The sequence below is a fragment of the Clostridium sp. genome (assembly GCF_036569345.1).
GTDB lineage: Bacteria > Bacillota > Clostridia > Clostridiales > Clostridiaceae > Clostridium_AD.
On the sequence record NZ_DATCQT010000090.1, the window covers coordinates 19,430 to 37,007 of the forward strand.

At 30.7% G+C, this 17,578-nt stretch carries 14 protein-coding genes; 3 read left to right on the plus strand and 11 right to left on the minus strand.

Annotated elements, in window-relative coordinates; translation table 11 throughout:
• Positions 1-8 precede the first annotated feature (8 nt).
• Complete coding sequence (locus tag VIM70_RS09405) at positions 9-557, minus strand: manganese efflux pump MntP family protein (RefSeq protein WP_331945498.1); 549 nt, start codon at positions 555-557, stop codon at positions 9-11.
• A gap of 245 nt (positions 558-802) precedes the next feature.
• On the opposite strand from VIM70_RS09405, the gene VIM70_RS09410 reads away from it, so the two are divergent.
• A complete protein-coding gene (locus tag VIM70_RS09410) occupies positions 803-1,747 on the plus strand; it encodes a magnesium transporter CorA family protein (protein ID WP_331945499.1) in 945 nt (314 codons plus the stop codon).
• 111 nt (positions 1,748-1,858) lie between these two features.
• Complete coding sequence (locus VIM70_RS09415; protein ID WP_331945500.1) at positions 1,859-2,239, plus strand: hypothetical protein; 381 nt, start codon at positions 1,859-1,861, stop codon at positions 2,237-2,239.
• A 95-nt stretch (positions 2,240-2,334) separates the two neighbouring features.
• On the opposite strand, the gene VIM70_RS09420 is transcribed toward VIM70_RS09415, so the two are convergent.
• The 9 genes from VIM70_RS09420 to VIM70_RS09460 form a co-directional block, all read right to left on the minus strand.
• Positions 2,335-2,730, minus strand: a complete 396-nt coding sequence (locus VIM70_RS09420; RefSeq protein ID WP_331945501.1) for a hypothetical protein — start codon at positions 2,728-2,730, stop codon at positions 2,335-2,337.
• 40 nt (positions 2,731-2,770) lie between these two features.
• Positions 2,771-3,361 (minus strand): hypothetical protein, encoded by a 591-nt coding sequence (locus tag VIM70_RS09425; RefSeq protein WP_331945502.1) that lies wholly within the window; start codon positions 3,359-3,361, stop codon positions 2,771-2,773.
• 14 nt (positions 3,362-3,375) lie between these two features.
• Positions 3,376-4,224: an SLAP domain-containing protein gene (locus VIM70_RS09430; RefSeq protein ID WP_331945503.1), complete on the minus strand. Its 849-nt coding sequence runs from the start codon at positions 4,222-4,224 to the stop codon at positions 3,376-3,378.
• Positions 4,225-4,484: 260 nt separating this feature from the next.
• Complete coding sequence (locus VIM70_RS09435; protein WP_331945504.1) at positions 4,485-6,821, minus strand: hypothetical protein; 2,337 nt, start codon at positions 6,819-6,821, stop codon at positions 4,485-4,487.
• 311 nt (positions 6,822-7,132) lie between these two features.
• A complete protein-coding gene (locus VIM70_RS09440; RefSeq protein WP_331945505.1) occupies positions 7,133-8,191 on the minus strand; it encodes an acyltransferase in 1,059 nt (352 codons plus the stop codon).
• A 360-nt stretch (positions 8,192-8,551) separates the two neighbouring features.
• Positions 8,552-10,075, minus strand: coding sequence for a leucine-rich repeat domain-containing protein (locus tag VIM70_RS09445; RefSeq protein ID WP_331945506.1), 1,524 nt, complete (start codon positions 10,073-10,075; stop codon positions 8,552-8,554).
• Between the two features lie 45 nt (positions 10,076-10,120).
• Positions 10,121-11,686, minus strand: a complete 1,566-nt coding sequence (locus VIM70_RS09450) for an N-acetylglucosaminidase (RefSeq protein WP_331945507.1) — start codon at positions 11,684-11,686, stop codon at positions 10,121-10,123.
• Positions 11,687-12,028: 342 nt separating this feature from the next.
• Positions 12,029-12,871 (minus strand): Ig-like domain-containing protein, encoded by an 843-nt coding sequence (locus VIM70_RS09455; protein WP_331945508.1) that lies wholly within the window; start codon positions 12,869-12,871, stop codon positions 12,029-12,031.
• 233 nt (positions 12,872-13,104) lie between these two features.
• On the minus strand, positions 13,105-14,100 hold the full coding sequence (locus tag VIM70_RS09460; RefSeq protein ID WP_331945509.1) for an ice-binding family protein: 996 nt from the start codon (positions 14,098-14,100) through the stop codon (positions 13,105-13,107).
• A gap of 579 nt (positions 14,101-14,679) precedes the next feature.
• Here VIM70_RS09460 and VIM70_RS09465 point away from each other — a divergent pair.
• Positions 14,680-16,764, plus strand: coding sequence for a hypothetical protein (locus VIM70_RS09465; protein WP_331945510.1), 2,085 nt, complete (start codon positions 14,680-14,682; stop codon positions 16,762-16,764).
• A gap of 135 nt (positions 16,765-16,899) precedes the next feature.
• Here VIM70_RS09465 and VIM70_RS09470 read toward each other — a convergent pair whose 3' ends face one another.
• Positions 16,900-17,442 carry a transposase gene (locus tag VIM70_RS09470; RefSeq protein ID WP_331945511.1) on the minus strand — a complete coding sequence of 181 codons (543 nt, stop codon included), beginning with the start codon at positions 17,440-17,442 and terminating at the stop codon, positions 16,900-16,902.
• Positions 17,443-17,578: the final 136 nt, after the last annotated feature.

Genomic DNA, 17,578 nt, shown 5'->3' on the forward strand with positions numbered 1-17,578 from the left:
CCTTTCTTTTAAAAAAACATCATCTTCAGTCCAAAAAATATTAAGATTATTCCTCCAATGTAGTCTGCATATTTACTTATAACCTCTATTTTTTTCAAATACTTAGAAATTATAAATGCCATTGTCACCATCACTAGAGTTACTACCCCAATAAATAATGTATCTTTTAATAATATAACCTTTGTTATACTATTTAATACCGTAAATCCTACAACCATAGCATCTATACTTACTGATATTCCTAAAATAAAATACATTTTAGGTTTAAGTAATGGACACTTTCCCTTGTTTTCAAAACCTTCTTTAATCATAACCACTCCAACTATGGATATAATCACGCCACCAATTATGGTTGGCATTGAAGCTACATATGTATTAAAAAGAAACCCGACATAAGCCCCTATATACGATAACAAAAATTGAAAAAATGCAAAAGAAATAATAAAACAAACCTTATTTTTAAATCTAGTTTTACTATTTAAACCTATACACAAAGCTACTCCAAAAGCATCTAAAGATAGCGCTAATGCTATTATAAATAATGGGTATATTTCCATAAATGCACACATCCCCCTCCATAATATGCTGAAATATTTTAATCTATTTCATTTATTACTATTCATATTATTAGAATTTATGTGTATAACTTTCCAACTACCATTATCAATTATTCAGCCTTTCTTGTCAACTATGCTTTACCACTTTGCTAGCTTTTTCTAAAATTTATTTAATTAATTATTTCTTGTATATGTCTGCTTTTATAGACTATAATATAAATGAAATTATACAAGGAGGTGTTGTGATGCTTTCAATATATAGCAGTACTGAAACCAATCAGTTATCACGACTGGAAAATATAGAACCAGGTTGTTGGATTAACCTGATAGATCCATCAGATGAAGAATTAATATTTGTATCCAAAAATACTAATGCACCTATGGATTTTTTAAGAGCTGCTTTGGATGAAGAAGAAACCTCTCGTATTGATATAGAAGATTGTACATTAATTATTCTAGATATTCCCTTTACAGATATGGATGATAATTCTTTAACCTACGACACTTACCCTATAGCTATGATCTACACTGAAACAGTAATAATCACAGTTTGTTTGAAGAACTGCAAAATGTTATTAGATTTTGCTGAAGGAAAAATCGGCTCCTTTTATACCTATAAGCGTTCAAGGTTCATGCTCCAAATTTTATATAGAATAGCAAAGTATTATCTAATATACCTAAGACAAATTGATAAAAAAAGTTCCATAGTTGAGAAACAACTACATAAAACCTTGAGAAATAAAGAGCTTCTTCAATTATTAGCATTGGAAAAATCTCTTGTATATTTTTCTACCTCTTTAAAAGGAAATGAAATTACTCTAGAGAAAATGCTTAAACTTGAAATTCTTGATAAATATGATGATGATCAAGATGTACTCGAGGATGTTATTGTTGAAAACAGACAAGCTATAGAAATGTGTACTATTTATAGTAACGTTTTAAAAGGAACCATGGCTGCCTATGCTTCAGTTATATCAAATAAACTAAATGTAGTAATGAAGTTTTTGGCTGCTATTACTATAGTTATGGCTATACCTAATATGATTTCTGGACTATTTGGTATGAATGTAACTGGAATACCCTTCGGTGTTACTGATGTAGGCTTAGGTTTTTGGTATGTTGTTGCATTCATTGGACTACTAGTTATAATTGTAATTTATTTCTTAAATAAGAAAGATATGTTTAAATAATTGAAACTAAATCACTAACCTAATCGTAATACATATAAGCGATAAAATTATATTATTTAGAACCACTATATATATGGAGTTAAACTTTTAAATAAAAGGGGGAATAAACTTATGAAAAGAAGAAAGATTTTTTATGTTACATTATTTATAGCAGCTTTTTCTACTATATCTGGAGTGATAACTTATGCAGCTGGAGTGGCTATGCCCGGCGGTACTGTAGTTATTGGTACTAAAGCCTATGATATTACCTATGCTAATGATTCTAAAAATGAATCTGAAATTACCGCAGCGCTGCTTGCTGGTGGTGAAATTTATGTTAAAGATTTTGGATCAAGCTGGGTTGACAATAGTACCTCGGCAATTATAAATGCTAACATACTTCCTAGTGTAACTTATAAAAGTGCAACTGGTATTATAAGCACATATTCAGCTGGAGATGCAGGTAATAGTACACCCGTAACTGATGAATTTAAAATACTTAGCATAGAGTAATTTATTATAAAATGATTAGCTTTTTATAAATTATAAAGGTAAATAGAAGGGGTGAGATAGTCTAAGCTATCTCACCCCTTCTATTTTTAAAAGTCTTAATTTTTCTTAACTGCTTCTCCCTTTTGTAAACTCAAATCTACTGAATATGCCACTTTATCATCTGCTTTTAGAAGTTTAACCGCTACCTTATCCTTTTCTTTTCTAGCTGGATAAGCTGTAGTAGGTTTACCTATTACTGTTTTTGGTGAAACAGCCTTTCCTTCATAAAATATCTGGTATTTTACAGCACCCTTATACTGTTTTTTTCCTTCTACTGAAAGAGTTACATTTACTACAGAACTAAAAGCAGCTTTTCTTACTGTAGCAGTAATTGGTGCACTAGCCTGAGCTTTATTGGGTTTATTATTTATATAAAACACACTAGCAATTGCTATGACAATTATTATAATAGCCAATATACCAATCACTTTTTTATTAATATTTTTTTTCATATGTTAATTCACTCCTATTATCGATTATTTATTTACTTTACTATTTAGAGTTTAAAACTGTACTTAATTTTTTAATGACTTTCTTATTAACATCCATTAGATTTATTGTAACTCCTGTTCCAGCTTCTTGCGATGGAAAAATATTTGTTTGGATTTTTGTAATGGCTTCCATCTTAGATATTGCTTTATTTCCCAGGAAAAACTGATAATATTTATAACTACTATCAAATTTACTATTATCAATAGAAATGTCTGCTATGGATCCAAAATTTGCAGCTTTAACAAATACCGTAATACCTACTTTAGCACTTTCGACTTTTGCTTGTTCTGCTGCCTTTACTTGCTCAGCAGTAACTTTATCACCAGTACTTGTTTTATCATTCACTGATCCAGTTGTCCCTGTTGTACCAGCCGTAGAAGTTGTACCTTTTGCGCCAGTTGCATCAGTTGTTGAATTTCCTTTTGCTGTTGTTCCACCGTTCTTATCTAATCCTTCGGTCTTAATAGCGTTTTTAGTTTTATTATTTGCGTTTATCTTATCATTCTGATTTTTGTTAATAAGTAGAAATCCAGCTATTATTACCACAATTACTACTAATGAAATTGCTATTTTTTTATAGTTTTTTTTCATTTGTTTTCCTCCTTTTACTCTGATTTAAAATATACTTTGCAGTTGCTTATATCAAAATCTTTATTAACAATATAATCTTCTGTTATAGTAAAATCATAAATTTTAGCTTTATGAGGATTTACATTTACATTTTCAATATTAAAGATGCCTTTAGCCACTACTTCCCCTGAATCATCCTTAACTATAATTGGTAATCTTTCTAATTTTACGACTTTGTCACAACCATTACGGATTAGAAAAACTATAGAAATAGAATTATTTAAACACTTTAATACTTTAAATACCTCAATATTCACATCTCCAGCTTTTATTAAAGGTAATTCATTTAAAAATTTTGTAAAAGTACCTTCTAATTCATGGTGAACATCACCAGGAAATCCCTCAAATTGAACCTGTACAGTATTTATAGCACTAATAGATTTTTCAAATTTTATTTTCCAATCATCCTTTGAAATTGAATCAACAAATAAGCTAGTCTTATCAAAATAAACTTTATATGGTCTTGCAGAAAAAGGAGGTAATATACCAAAATCGTTCATGTCCATAACTTGTTTTGCAAGTATATCTCCATTATTGTTTACAATTACTAGTGGCACTTTGTCAAAATTAATCTGTTTTGACAATCCATTTCTTAAATAAACACTAACCTCAATTTTATTTTCTATTTCAAAGGTGTATATACCATTGATAGATACTTGTCCTTCTTCCATAGGTGGTAGTGTATCTAATTCTTCTCTTAAAAATTCCTTTTGATAATCTGACATAACCCCTTTATCATAATCATTAAGATACAGCTTTATATTTAGCGCCTTTTTTTCTTTTGTCGTTACATTATTGCTTGCTATTAAATTATTACTTGTCATATTTAATTCCCCCTAATAGGTCCATATATCTCATTATTTATTATAATTACTACTAATTATACCATATAATTCTTAAACAAATAATTAACTTTAATTTTATTCGTCCACAGTAAATTACGCTAAACCTAACAAATAGTTGCACTTCATTTTTGAGATAATAAAATAATTTATTATATTTTTATTTGGTAATCATTTCTCATTCAAAAAATTAAGTAGCCTGAAACAGTTCTTTACTCCGTTTCAGGCTGCTTGGCCTTATTTTATTTATTCCCAATAGTTACATTTGCAGTTGCTTTAATAATAGAATCAACTACTGATTCCACAACTATAGAATCAGTCCCTGTTATTACTCCAGTGTATGTTACATACATTTTTTTATCAACATCATCATAATTAACTACTGCAATAACCTTAGTTCCATTTACTATTTTAACCATAGTGGGATCAGTTATAACTTTTCCATATTGGTCAAGTACAACTATTTCTTTTTTTACAGCAACTCCCACAATTAATGAAACATTTACGTCTACAATTGTTATAGATTTTATTGCACTTTTAGCTCTTACAATTACGTTTAATGTATCTTTAATAACATCAACCTCATCTATTGCTTTATTACCAACTGTTACAATTAATGTTGTGTTTTCCACAAAACTATTAACTGAAGTTTTGCTAGGATCAAATTTCACAGCTAATCCCTGTGCCCCAGCAAAGTCAGTTTCAATAATAGATCCTTGTGCATCATGTTTATAATAAATAAGGCTTGCAAAACCAGAAGCTTCCTTTATTCCATTTTTAGTGGAAATTCTCCAATTCGTAATATCAGGAATTATTTCATCCCCCTTATTGTCTACTACACTTAGGACCCTATAAACAGGAGCCGTAGCATTAGCTATAATACTATTATCTCCAATGTTATTTCCAAGTTCAATCGACTTAAGTGTTGTAACCTCTGCCGATATTTCTAAATTATAGGTTGCAACCGTACCATTCACGTTTATATTTATTATATAATTCCCAGCAGCCTTAGCCTCAAACCTTAATGACTTAACAACTCCAGTGGTTGCTACTTGCCCATCTTTATCTAATTTTTCAACTATTACATTATTAGATGTTATCCCATCATCACTATAAACTAAAGCAGTGACATTATCACCTGCAACGTCTATAACTTCATTATTAGCATTTCTTATTACTAAATTTGCGTTTTGTTTTGTATTAACTTTAAGCTTTGGTAATGTTATAGAATCAATTGTGGTTGTAACTGGATTTATGGTAGTTACTACATCAAATTTAGCTGCTTTTATAGTATCCTCTGCATCAAATGAAGTTCCTATATATGGAGTGACTTCATAATTTCCAGCTTTTAATGTTCTAGCACTAATTACTATATTGTTTTTATAATAATCAGTACCACCTCTAAGTGATGCTGTAACTACTATATCACTGGCCGAAATATCACTAGTTTTAGGAGTTACATTAAATTTAATCATATCAGGTGTTAATAAAGCACCATTATTTTGAGTTATTTTATTATATTTAACATCTTCATTATTAAACTTAGTAATTGGATTTTCGGAAGTTAACGTGAGCCCTGTAAGTTTTGTTGCTCCTACCTCAACTGTATAAGTAACTTTGACACCATTAAGAATGTTATAAGCACTTATAGTTACTGTACCAGCTTTTATAGCTTTAAAAGTAACGGTATTCACAGTTGTATCTAATGTTAATTTGCTACTATTAAGGTCAGAAGTACTATCCAGTAAGTTGCCACCCACCTCAACTATCCATCTTAATTTATTAATTGATAAATCTGTAGGGTTGTTATATTGGTCGCGTACATCGACTCTTAAAATTACTGCCGCATCCCCAACTAAGACAGTATCTGCGGATGTTGTCACCGATAAAATTGACTTAGGGGATATTGGCTCATCCTTCCCTACTGTATAATTATTGCTTATTGAAGATACTAATTCAGCAGTTGAAGATACCGCATCTTTATCAAATTTTTCTAACATTATAACTACAGCGTCATTTTCAGTTAATTTTTTATTTATTGTGATTTTTGCCATATTTCTATCTGTATCCAATCTTATTTCTGCATCACTTAAAGGCACTCCGTTTACTGTTGCCGTTACTTTATATGAAGAATCTGTTACGATATTGAAATCTTTTCCATATTGATCTACAGCTGTAAAATAAGCAAAATTAGATATATTTGTAATTTCATTTGTTACACTAGTAAATGTTTTTGGATAGGCTGTTTCCTTAACAACTTGGTTTGTATCTGCAGCATCAAATCCAATTGTTTCATTACCATCTTTGTAAACAACGGCTGGTATAAGGCTTGTAGCTATAGGAAGTCCTGTAACATTATCTATCCAATCTCCATTGAAATTTTTAACATAAACTGGTCCACCTTCAACTATTGCATTAGTGATTTCACCCATATTTAATGGATCATTAGAATATCCTAAATCAAAAGCTTTATCCCCTATTACCATTGTTCCATTCTTCATTGCTGCAATCGTCGTAATAGATGTTAAGGCTGCCATCATTAAAGCAGCAAGGACTGAACTTGCAATTTTCTTGTTCATATGTTTTTACCTCCATTTTAAGTTTGATTTTTCATATTTAATATTAACACCCTTAATTAAACATTAATTAAGGATTAATTTCTTTCAACTACTATAATTCCCTGGATATGTTTACATTTTTTACACTTATATAACGTTTATTCTGACAATATAGTTGCACTTTTATTAAGGTTTTTATATTTATATTTTTCGTGGGTGTCTTTGTGGGACTGTTATTGACTAAATATCCTTGAGACATAGTAAATTATTACAACACCAAAAAATGAAAAAAGCCTGAAACAAAGCTTGACTCCGTTTCAGGCAAATTAATCTTAATGTTTTATAAATGTTACCTTTTTCCCCAACTTCACAAATGGTGTTTCTAAATATTTATATGATATTAAAGAAATTATTATTGTAGAAATAATTGCTAATATGAATTGGAAAATTGGATTAGTCAAGCTAAAATATTTATGAAGAACTATTCCAACATACACATTCACTACTGGATGTAACAAATATATAGAATAAGTAGCAATTCCTAAAATTTCTAATTGATATCTTATAATTTTGGGAACTGAAAAATCCATTTTATAAAATGATATAACTATACAAATTGATAAAATTGAAAAAATAGCTCTACCCATTCCAGTTATTAATACAATTTGATTCCCTTTAAATGGTAGTGTAATAAAACAGATCAAACAAACTATTAAAAGTACAATATTCATTTTTTTAGTTACTTTTATTTGTTTAAGATTATAAAAAATCGCTATCCCCGTAATATATAAATATAAATTATTAAAAGGATTAATATAAATTTGCCATTGATATGATAAATTCATTGTGGGTATTAACAAAATCTGAGAATAATGAAAACCAATTAAAACTGTAAATAGAAAAAATAAATTCCCAAATAATATTTTTTTGTTGTACAAAAATATAATTAAAGGTGTAAATACATAATAAAGCATTTCGGATCCAATAGACCAAGTTCCCACAGCAATATAATCACTTGGTTTAATGAGTCCAACAGTTGTAGTAAGATTAAGAATTATATTAATAATAGAATTACCCTGTTGGTTAAACGGTACTGGGTGAATAATAATTAATAGTGTAACCACCCACAATAAGGGCCAAATTCTAAATATTCGTCTTATAAAAAAGTATAAGGATGTTCTGATATCTTTTATATACCTACTATACACAATTGCCATACTCAATCCAGAAAGAATGAAAAATATGGATACTCCATAGATTCCTAACCTTCCTAAAACTGATCCAGCATTTAATTTGAAAAATGTTAATCCCACTAAATGGTACAACATAAGACTTAAGGCCATTAATCCCCTTAGCCAATCTAAAGATTCAATGCGATTTTTATTTTTCATTTCTAACCCTCTTATAATTTTATTTTTATGATTATTTGCCCAATTATTACTTTAGTTAATAAAAAAATTTAAAAAGTAACAATTTTAATCCATGAAGTTGACATTAATAGTCTATCACTTTTCTCATCAATTATCATATTTTTTTAATAAAATTTAAACAAAATTAAAATTTAATCTATATAGTTACAATATATTTACACTAAATCCATCCTATTTTAGCGTTTTATGACGTTTCCGTTTAAATTTTAGCATATTATAATACTTTGAAGTGAACACAAAAATAGAACCGTCAACAAGATGACGCTAAAATAGGCATGAGATCTTTTTCTCATGCCTGTTTACTTTTCTTAAACTTCTATTTTATTGTAATAAAATACTATCAGGGAATTTTTCATTAATCCAATTTTTAATCTCATTTGGCATATCACTAGCCCCTCGTTCAGTAGTATAATATTGAACTATAGCATTACCCATAGAATCAATATGTGAGAAAGCTAATCTAATATTTCCATTTTCGTCTAATTGTATGATACCTTCCATTATTGTGAATAAGCCAGGCTTTCCTCCAACTATTGTATAAGTTTTATTGATGTCATTATATTCTATATCTGTGGATATTGAATACATACAATCTTTAAATAGATCATAGTCAATTCCTAGTAATTCTTTAATCTTAGTATCCACAACTGGTTCAGTAAATAAGTTGTAACTTTCATCTAATCTATTTTTGTAATTTGCAACAATATCGCCCACTGGATCCACATTTTCTATAACAAAATCTTTAAATATAATATTTCTATAAAAAGCATTAACTGCAGTATAATCATTAATTTGATTGCCCTTTAAATATAACTCTGTCAAGTTAATAAGTCCTCTTAAAGGTTCTATGTTAGTAATTTGATTGTACTCTAAATACAACCTATTCAAGTTAGTAAGTACACTTAAAGAGTCTAGATTACTGACTTGATTGAACCTTAAAGAGAACGTATTTAAAGTTATTAATCCTTTTAAAGGTTCAATGTTGCTTATTTTATTGTAATCTAAAAATAACTGAGTTAAGTTAGTAATCCCTCTTAACGCATCTATGTTACTGATTTGATTGTTATCAGAAAGTAACGTAGTTAATTTAGTCATTCCTCTTAGAGAATCCATATCGCTAATTTGATTGTTATCTAAATCCAACTCAGTCAAGTTAGTTAATCCTCTTAAAGGTTCTATATTGTTGATTTGGTTGCTTTGTATATACAGCTCATTCAAGTTAACTAATCCTTTTAATGGTTCTATGTTGCTTACTCGGTTGTAACATAACCACAAATATTTCAAGTTAGTTAATCCTCTTAAAGGCTCTATGTTGCTAACTTGATCGTAAGATAAAACCAATTTAGTTAAGCTGGTCAATTTTTCGATCCCTGAAAGATTTGTTATATTTTTCGATGGAATATTCAGTTCTGTTATTGTATCCACATCGCCTTTTAAAATATCTCCAGTAGGTTTATTAATTTCATTTCTAACTTCCTTTTCTAAATTCTGATCTGGAAATGTAATAATTGTACTACTATCCACAACATCTTTATCTTGCGCATCATAATTAATTTCTTTATCAGCATTGGTATAAATTACAGCTGGTATAACATTTGCGTCAACAGGCTCACCACTATTATTGTCAATCCAAATTCCATCGAAACCTTTAACATAAACTTCTCCACCTGCAATTATTGCATCGGCAATTTTCTGAAGATTAACTGGGTCATTAGCATATTCTAAGTCAAAAGCCTTGTTTCCTATTACAACAGAACCACTCGTCATTGATGCAAACGCTGTGAAATATGTTGATCCTGCAATCATTAAAGTAGCTAGTGCAGTACTTATAATTTTCTTGTTCATTTATTTTTACCCCCATTTTATTGAGTTTAATTTCCCCGCGAAATATTAGTTAAAAACAGGAATATCAAAAGTTAATGTAACGTCTGGAAATAAGTCGAAACAACTTTTAATGATTCTTATTTGACTATTTGCCCAATTAACATCTGTTGCATATTGATGATAAATATTTAAAGGGTTCCATCTCATTTTATAAAGCGTATTTTGGTAATTTCCTATATACCCTTTCGAAATCCATGCTGCCCCTCCATAAATTGCTAAATCTATACTTGTCCACCCATTTGTGAATGCAGTGCTTGTACCAAATGCATCCGGATCACTGTCAATTGCTCCAATACCAAATAAATTATACACAGGAATCCCATTTGTATAGTTTCCACTAGAATCTTTTGTACCACCATTTGCTAAAAGTGAAGTGCCATATCCCGTTTCCAAAATCGCATGAGCCGCCAAATATATAGGATTAACATTATTTGCTTTTGCTGCATCAATAAACACTTGACCCTTACCCTTTAATGTACCATTAGATCCGAATACTGAATCCAATTGAGCCGCAGTTACACAATCAACATAATTCAATACTATAAACTCATAAATTTTTGCTGAATCATTTTCTAAATTTAAAGGATCTACATTTTTTACAAGTTGATCTTTAATACTATTATAAACTGCTAATGAATTTACCCAAGATCCATTAGGATTCTTCATATCCGTAAAGTATCCTGGTTGTCCATTTTTTATTAAAGCATAACACCATTGACCATTAATAGCTGCTGCAGGTGTATTTAACATTTCTTGGCTAATAAAATCACTTAATAAAACATCATATTTTGTTAAAGTAAATGTATTATCTCCCTTAGATACTAATGCATCCAATACATTAATATTAGCTATTCTAACATTAAACTCTTCTTTTTTAGTAGTATCTTTAACAACTCCTACAATTTCAGTTGCTGTTGTTACATCAACATTCATTCTAGAAGTTTCTGCTACTTTAACTGCTGTTTCTGCCGCATCAATATTTGCTAAATCAGGATTTACTCCAACTACAACATTAACAGTTATATCTGGTTTTGTTCCGGTTACACCCTCTGGGAGTGCATAATCACCATTGAATATATACGATGATGTCTTTGTTTCATCATAATTAGAGCTTGTCCAAGTAACGTCAACCTCTTTAGTTGTATTATTACTTAATTTAAGTGTTACTTTTGCTGGCAAATTGGCATTAGCAACTGTTGTTCCGTAAACTACATTGATAGTATTAAAAGGATTAACTGATATTATATTCACTTGATCTTTATCTGCAGCATCAAAATTAATTTGTTTATCCACACTCTTATACACTACAGCTGGTATAACACTAGCTTCTACGACTTCACCTGTATTATTGTTAATCCAAATTCCATCAAACCCTTTGACATAAACTTCTCCAGCTGATAGTAATGCATTAGAAATTTGATAAAGATTAGCTGGGTCATTTGCATAAGCTAAATCAAAAGCTTTACCACCTATAGCAACAGTACCACTAGGCATTGCAGCAAACGCAGTGAAAGATGTAAATCCTGCTATCATAATGGCAGCAAGAACAGAACTTGTAATTTTCTTGTACATACACTTATTCCTCCCTATGGCAGTTATATTTTACATGTTTTCTATAATTATAGTTTTTCAAGTTTTACACCAATATAACGCTTACTAGGACAATATAGTTGCATTTTTTATACTATTAATATGTACTATTTATTTAGCGATACTTCTGTTCCATCAACTAAATTATAGAAATTCACTTTGTAATTGATAGAGCATGGATTTCTACTAATATCCTCAATTCCAGTAATAGAAAATTGAGAAGAACAGCTACACGCTATCCTTCTCAATTTTTTAATGAATATCACCAAATTTAGGCCTTTAAAAGTACTAAATACAATAGTATCAAACTTATCTATACTATATTTATAAAACTATTGGAGCAACTAAAATCACATCAATTATTTTAACTACTGTTCCAGCTGTATTTAATAATTTAATTGTAACTGTATCTCCAACAACTTTTCCTGGGTATATTATTGTATCTGTTCCCAAATTAGCAATATTTGATAAAACTCTTATTCCATCAAATATTTGGTATTGTGTAACGCCCTCTTGAGTTGACGTAACGCTTACTTTTGCTCCAATAGTAGCTGCTTGTACCGTTGCAATGACTAGTGTTTGTATTGGATTTTTAACTATAACAGTACAAGTTGAAGTCTTACTTCCATCCACTGTTGTTACCGTTATAGTTGCTGTCCCAGCACCTACTGCTATTACCTTTCCGGTATTATCTACTGTTACTACCTTATTATCTGAAGATGCCCATGTTACCTTTTTATTTGCTGCATCTGTTGGGTTTATTATAGCTATTAAATTATCTGTTTTACCTACTATAAGAGAATCTGTGGTTTTATCTAAACTCACTGATTTAACTGGTGTGGCAATTTTCTCTTGATCTTCAGCACCATAATTAATATCCTCATCATCACTCTTATAAACTACAGCTGGTATAACCTTTTCTTCTACAGCTTTATCTGTATTATTGTCAACCCAAATTCCATCAAAACCTTTAATATAAACTTCCCCACCAGCCATAATTGCACTAGTTATTTTTTCGATATTAACTGGATCATTAGCATACTGTAAATCAAAAGCTACGTTACCTATAACAAGACTACCCCTCGGCATTGCAGCAAAAGCTGTGAAAGATGTCACTCCTGCTATCATTAATGCAGCAATAGCTGAGCTTATAATTTTCTTATTCATATATTTATACCCCCTTTTATTTTTAAATCTTAATTTTAATATAAAGCCTATACATTTTTAATATAATTTTTAAATTTTACTATCTAATCCTTATATTTATATATATCGTCTACATTTTTAAATAGTTTATAGTCAACATCATTTATTTTAACGACAAAGAAACTACTGAAATATATATTTCAGTAGTTCCATAGTAATGTGTAACTTACATATGTTTGTTGCAATTTTTAATCTTACTTTGGAGCTACAACTGTGCTCTGATCCAAAGTCACAGCAGTCTGTGCAAGTAGTCTACCATTTATTGATGCATTAGTCCCTAGATCGATATTTGTCTTGCTCATTATATTTCCCTCAAAGTGCGAATTAGTTCCAATCGAAACTGTTCCCGCTGCCTGCCAGAATATGTTCTTGGCTTGTGCTCCACCCGTTAGGATAATTTTAGCTCCGCTAGCTTGGGTAATTCCTTTAGCTATTTGGAAAATAAAAATATCGTTTGGTCCACCACTTAGAGTTACATCAGAATTTATTAAAACATCTGTACCCCACTTGTAAACACCAGCCCTAAGTGTTTTGCCACTAATATCTCCAGTATACAGTTCTGTATAACCCGCAGCTCTTCCAGCAGCATCTGTGTATGCTGTTTCCATGTTGCTTACAGCTGTAGTTAGGTCACTTGGAGTTGTAGAACCATAATCCGAAGCATATACCATCCCTGTAATTTGGCTGGAAACTGAAAATTCATTAGTGGCATCAGCTGTCAAAGAAAATCCAGTAATGGCAGTCGAACCAATTGGGCTAACTCCTATATTCCCAGTAATAATACTATTTGGTACGGAAGATATTCCCGATTTCGATAAAATAGCATAATTACCAGCAGTCCCAAGATTTACTGGAGCTACGTTAACGTAATCTTTATCTGCAACATCAAAGTTAGTTATTACTCCAGTAGCATTTTTATAAACTACAGCTGGTATAATACTTTCGTCTACAACTTCATTCGTATTATTGTTAATCCAAACTCCATCAAATCCTTTAACATAAACTTCAACATCTGAAGCTATCGCACTACTGATTTCATCAACATTTTTAGGGTCATTAGCATACCCTAGGTCAAAAGCTTGGCCACCTATTACTACTGTACCATTATGCATTGCAGCCACCGCCGTCAAAGATGTTGACCCTACTATCATTAAAGCAGCAAGAACTGTACTTGTAATTTTCTTATTCATACATTTATTTCTCCTTTTGTGGATTAATTTTACCTATTTACTATTAATAGTTTTTTACGTTTTATACTTATATAACGATTACCACAACAATAAAGTTGCATTTTTGTATATTTTTTATAATTAGTATAAATTAAACCATTATGAATCAAATATTAATTAAGCTTAAAATTTTCTAAAAGCTATTATTAAACTTAATGCTTTTCATTTTTTACACTTATATAAAACACGTTATGACAATATATTTTTTCTTTTTAAACGTTTTTATGATTAATCTATAAATAAAATACCTATGTTCCTCTTTACATTAAAAAACTATGATGATGAAACTGCAGTATTAGTCTATATTTGTTCCACGAAAATTAAAGGATTATGACATGTAACGTTGAAGTAAATAATTCGGGGATTTTTATAAAAAGTATCTAGCTCTCTTCAGTTATTTACTTCCACGTCTTCATAATTTAACCTTTCATTAACATATAATAATTATAGTTATACAGAATAAATGCATATAAAATTATGTGTTTGTTCTATCGAGGGTACAATTTCAATGTTACTAAAAAATTTGGGGGAATATAAAAAGTGAAAAAACTAACGACACTATTAATAACAACAGCATTAACATCAGCAGTAATTTTAGGTACAAATACTTTGATAACTCAAAGTAAGTCCAAAGCGCCAATCAAAAGCAATGTTTCTATTGCAAGACAAAAAACATTGTTATCCGAAAACACACCAGTTCCTGAGAAAGAGCTACTAGCTAAAGATAATGTTGATGTTTTGGCTATAAAAAAAACTACGACTCTTGCTTTAGATAATGCAAAACAAGCAGAAGCTATCAAATCGGCACAAATTGCTGCAACTGCTGGAAAACAAGAAGAAATTGATAGAATAGCGGCTGAGAGACCAGCTACGTCTAAGCAGCCTGCAATAGCAAAAAATAATGTAACCCCACAGCAGAAAACTGCGAGTGTACAAAGAGCTAATCTAGCTACAGCAAACACAAGTAGTCTAACTCAAGATGAAGAAGATGAAGCTGCTGCAGCAGCAGCTGAAGCGGCAGCAGCCGAAGCAGATAGGCTAGCTCAGATAGCAGCAGCTAACCATGCTATACTAATGCGTAACCAAACAGTAACTACAACAAGATTATCATCTTACTTAACACCTGCAGCTAATGTTATTAGTGTACTAAACAGAGCTGTAGCACTCCATAGTGGAGATCCAGCAAATAATTGTGTTTATTTTTCAAGTGAAGCATTGAGAAGAATAGGTGTATCAGTTCCACTAGCAACATGCAATACAGGACAATATTTATCTTATTTTCGTGCACATGCATGGATAACCTCGTCCGCAATTAAAGAACTTATACCAGGAAATATTTGTTTTACTACTAACGGCTGGAATGGCTATCCTACTCATACCTTTGTATTTATGGGATGGGTTACTGACGGAGACTATACTTGGGCATATGTAGCAGACAACCAAGGTACCTCTGTTCATGTACGTAACATGGGTGCAACCACTGAAACAGATGCTTTTGCTTACTATGTGCATACACCTACCACTCCTCAAGCATTTGCTGCATTATCATCGGGATATAACAGTATTTATGTTGGTTGGAACACCGTAGCTGGAGTGAGTGGATATGAAGTTTCCAGAGCAACATCAAGTAATGGAAGTTACACTTTAATAGCAACAACTTCAGCAACAAGGTTTAACAATACAGGACTTACAACCAATAATGCTTATTATTACAAAGTTAGGTCATATAAAGTAGTTGGTTCGGTTAAACAGTACAGTCCCATTTCAAATACAGTAAGTTCAAAACCAATACCATCTGCGCCATCAACAATAAGAATAGCTTCATCTTCATATAACAGTATCAATACTATTTGGCTCGCTATAGCTGGAGCTAATGGATATGAAGTTTATAGTGCAACATCAAGTGACGGATTATACACTTTAATGTCTAATACTACAGCCCTAAGTTATAAGGATACTGGACTTACAACAAATAGTACTTATTACTATAAATTTAGATCATATAGGATGGTTGGCAGTGTAAAAATCTTCAGTGTTTTCTCAAATCCTATAAGTTCAACACCAATACCATCACCTCCAAAATCAGTTAACGCAACATCATCTTCACCTAGCAGTATAACTACTAGTTGGAATACTGTAACTGGAGCAGCTGGATATGAAGTTTACGGTGCGCTATCAAGTAACGACACATACAATCTTTTACTTGATACTACCGGAAATAGTTATAACAATACTGGTCTTACAACATATAACAATTATTTCTATGTAGTTAGAGCATATACTATGGTTGATGATATAAAAGTGTACAGCAATTGGTCAATCGTAGTTAGTGCACATCCAGTACCAGCAGGCCCAGTAAATCTTGTAGCTACTAGAAAAAGCTCTAGTATTATTAGACTTACTTGGAGCCCCATAACAGGAGCGAGTGGTTATGAAGTATATAAAGCTACCTCAAGTACTGGAACATATAGCTTATTATCAAGCATGTCATCTCCATATCAATATTATACAAATTATAATTTAACAACAGGAAAAACTTATTACTATAAAGTAAGATCGTTCCTAACTGTTGGGAATACAAGAATATATGGTAATTGGAGTACAGTAGTACATGCTACAACATAGAGTATAAAACTAAAATCTCAATTAAAAAGACATCTTATCATAGGATTTAACCTAAGGTAAGGTGTCTTCTTTAATTCGGGTGGTGCCTGGCACCCTGCGGGTAATGCCTGTCACTTCGCGACAAAATTCGTTTTATCAGTCAATGCTCTGTTCTACAAATTTTTTATATAATTCTCTACAGTTAATACTTCTATAATAATTAAGAATTTTACTAGAATCTATTAACTTCTCTTCATTTAAGCCTATAAACATTCCATAACTACTCCATTTATAATTTTCTGGGGCTTGCACCATATTTGCTTTTACAGGATTTAAATGTATATACCGACTCACTTCTAATTTATAAGTCTCATCTTGAATAATATCCCAATGATATCTTCCTTGAAATAAATGCCCTATTAAAATATACTTATTGTTAAAGTATCTTGTATAAAATTCATTCAATCTCTTCATTATTTTACTTATTATTTCATTATTTGTTTCTATAACTAAATGTACATGATTTGTCATCATGCAATAGCAATATAATATAGCATTGTACTTTTCTAATACTTCTCCTAATATTCTAATGTAAACTTTATAATCTTCTACATCTCTAAAAATATCATTTCTATGATTCCCTCGTTCAGTTATATGATATGTTGCTCCAGGATACCATATAAGTGCTTTTCTTCCCATATAATAAGCCTCCATGGTTTTATTAATTATACTTAGAATATTCCCAATAATATTAATTTAAATCATTATTCAGTACATTTTTAAACACAAAAAGAGAACCGCCACTTAAATGACGATTCTTACTTTTTATTTATTC

Bases quoted from the DNA above. Each gene is read 5' to 3' on its own strand.
- VIM70_RS09460 (WP_331945509.1), bottom strand. From the start codon at position 14,100: ATGAATAAGAAAATTACAAGTACAGTTCTTGCTGCTTTAATGATAGTA.
- VIM70_RS09430 (WP_331945503.1), bottom strand. From the start codon at position 4,224: ATGACAAGTAATAATTTAATAGCAAGCAATAATGTAACGACAAAAGAA.
- VIM70_RS09470 (WP_331945511.1), bottom strand. From the start codon at position 17,442: ATGGGAAGAAAAGCACTTATATGGTATCCTGGAGCAACATATCATATA.
- VIM70_RS09415 (WP_331945500.1), top strand. From the start codon at position 1,859: ATGAAAAGAAGAAAGATTTTTTATGTTACATTATTTATAGCAGCTTTT.
- VIM70_RS09410 (WP_331945499.1), top strand. From the start codon at position 803: ATGCTTTCAATATATAGCAGTACTGAAACCAATCAGTTATCACGACTG.
- VIM70_RS09435 (WP_331945504.1), bottom strand. From the start codon at position 6,821: ATGAACAAGAAAATTGCAAGTTCAGTCCTTGCTGCTTTAATGATGGCA.
- VIM70_RS09440 (WP_331945505.1), bottom strand. From the start codon at position 8,191: ATGAAAAATAAAAATCGCATTGAATCTTTAGATTGGCTAAGGGGATTA.
- VIM70_RS09420 (WP_331945501.1), bottom strand. From the start codon at position 2,730: ATGAAAAAAAATATTAATAAAAAAGTGATTGGTATATTGGCTATTATA.
- VIM70_RS09455 (WP_331945508.1), bottom strand. From the start codon at position 12,871: ATGAATAAGAAAATTATAAGCTCAGCTATTGCTGCATTAATGATAGCA.
- VIM70_RS09425 (WP_331945502.1), bottom strand. From the start codon at position 3,361: ATGAAAAAAAACTATAAAAAAATAGCAATTTCATTAGTAGTAATTGTG.
- VIM70_RS09405 (WP_331945498.1), bottom strand. From the start codon at position 557: ATGGAAATATACCCATTATTTATAATAGCATTAGCGCTATCTTTAGAT.
- VIM70_RS09445 (WP_331945506.1), bottom strand. From the start codon at position 10,075: ATGAACAAGAAAATTATAAGTACTGCACTAGCTACTTTAATGATTGCA.
- VIM70_RS09450 (WP_331945507.1), bottom strand. From the start codon at position 11,686: ATGTACAAGAAAATTACAAGTTCTGTTCTTGCTGCCATTATGATAGCA.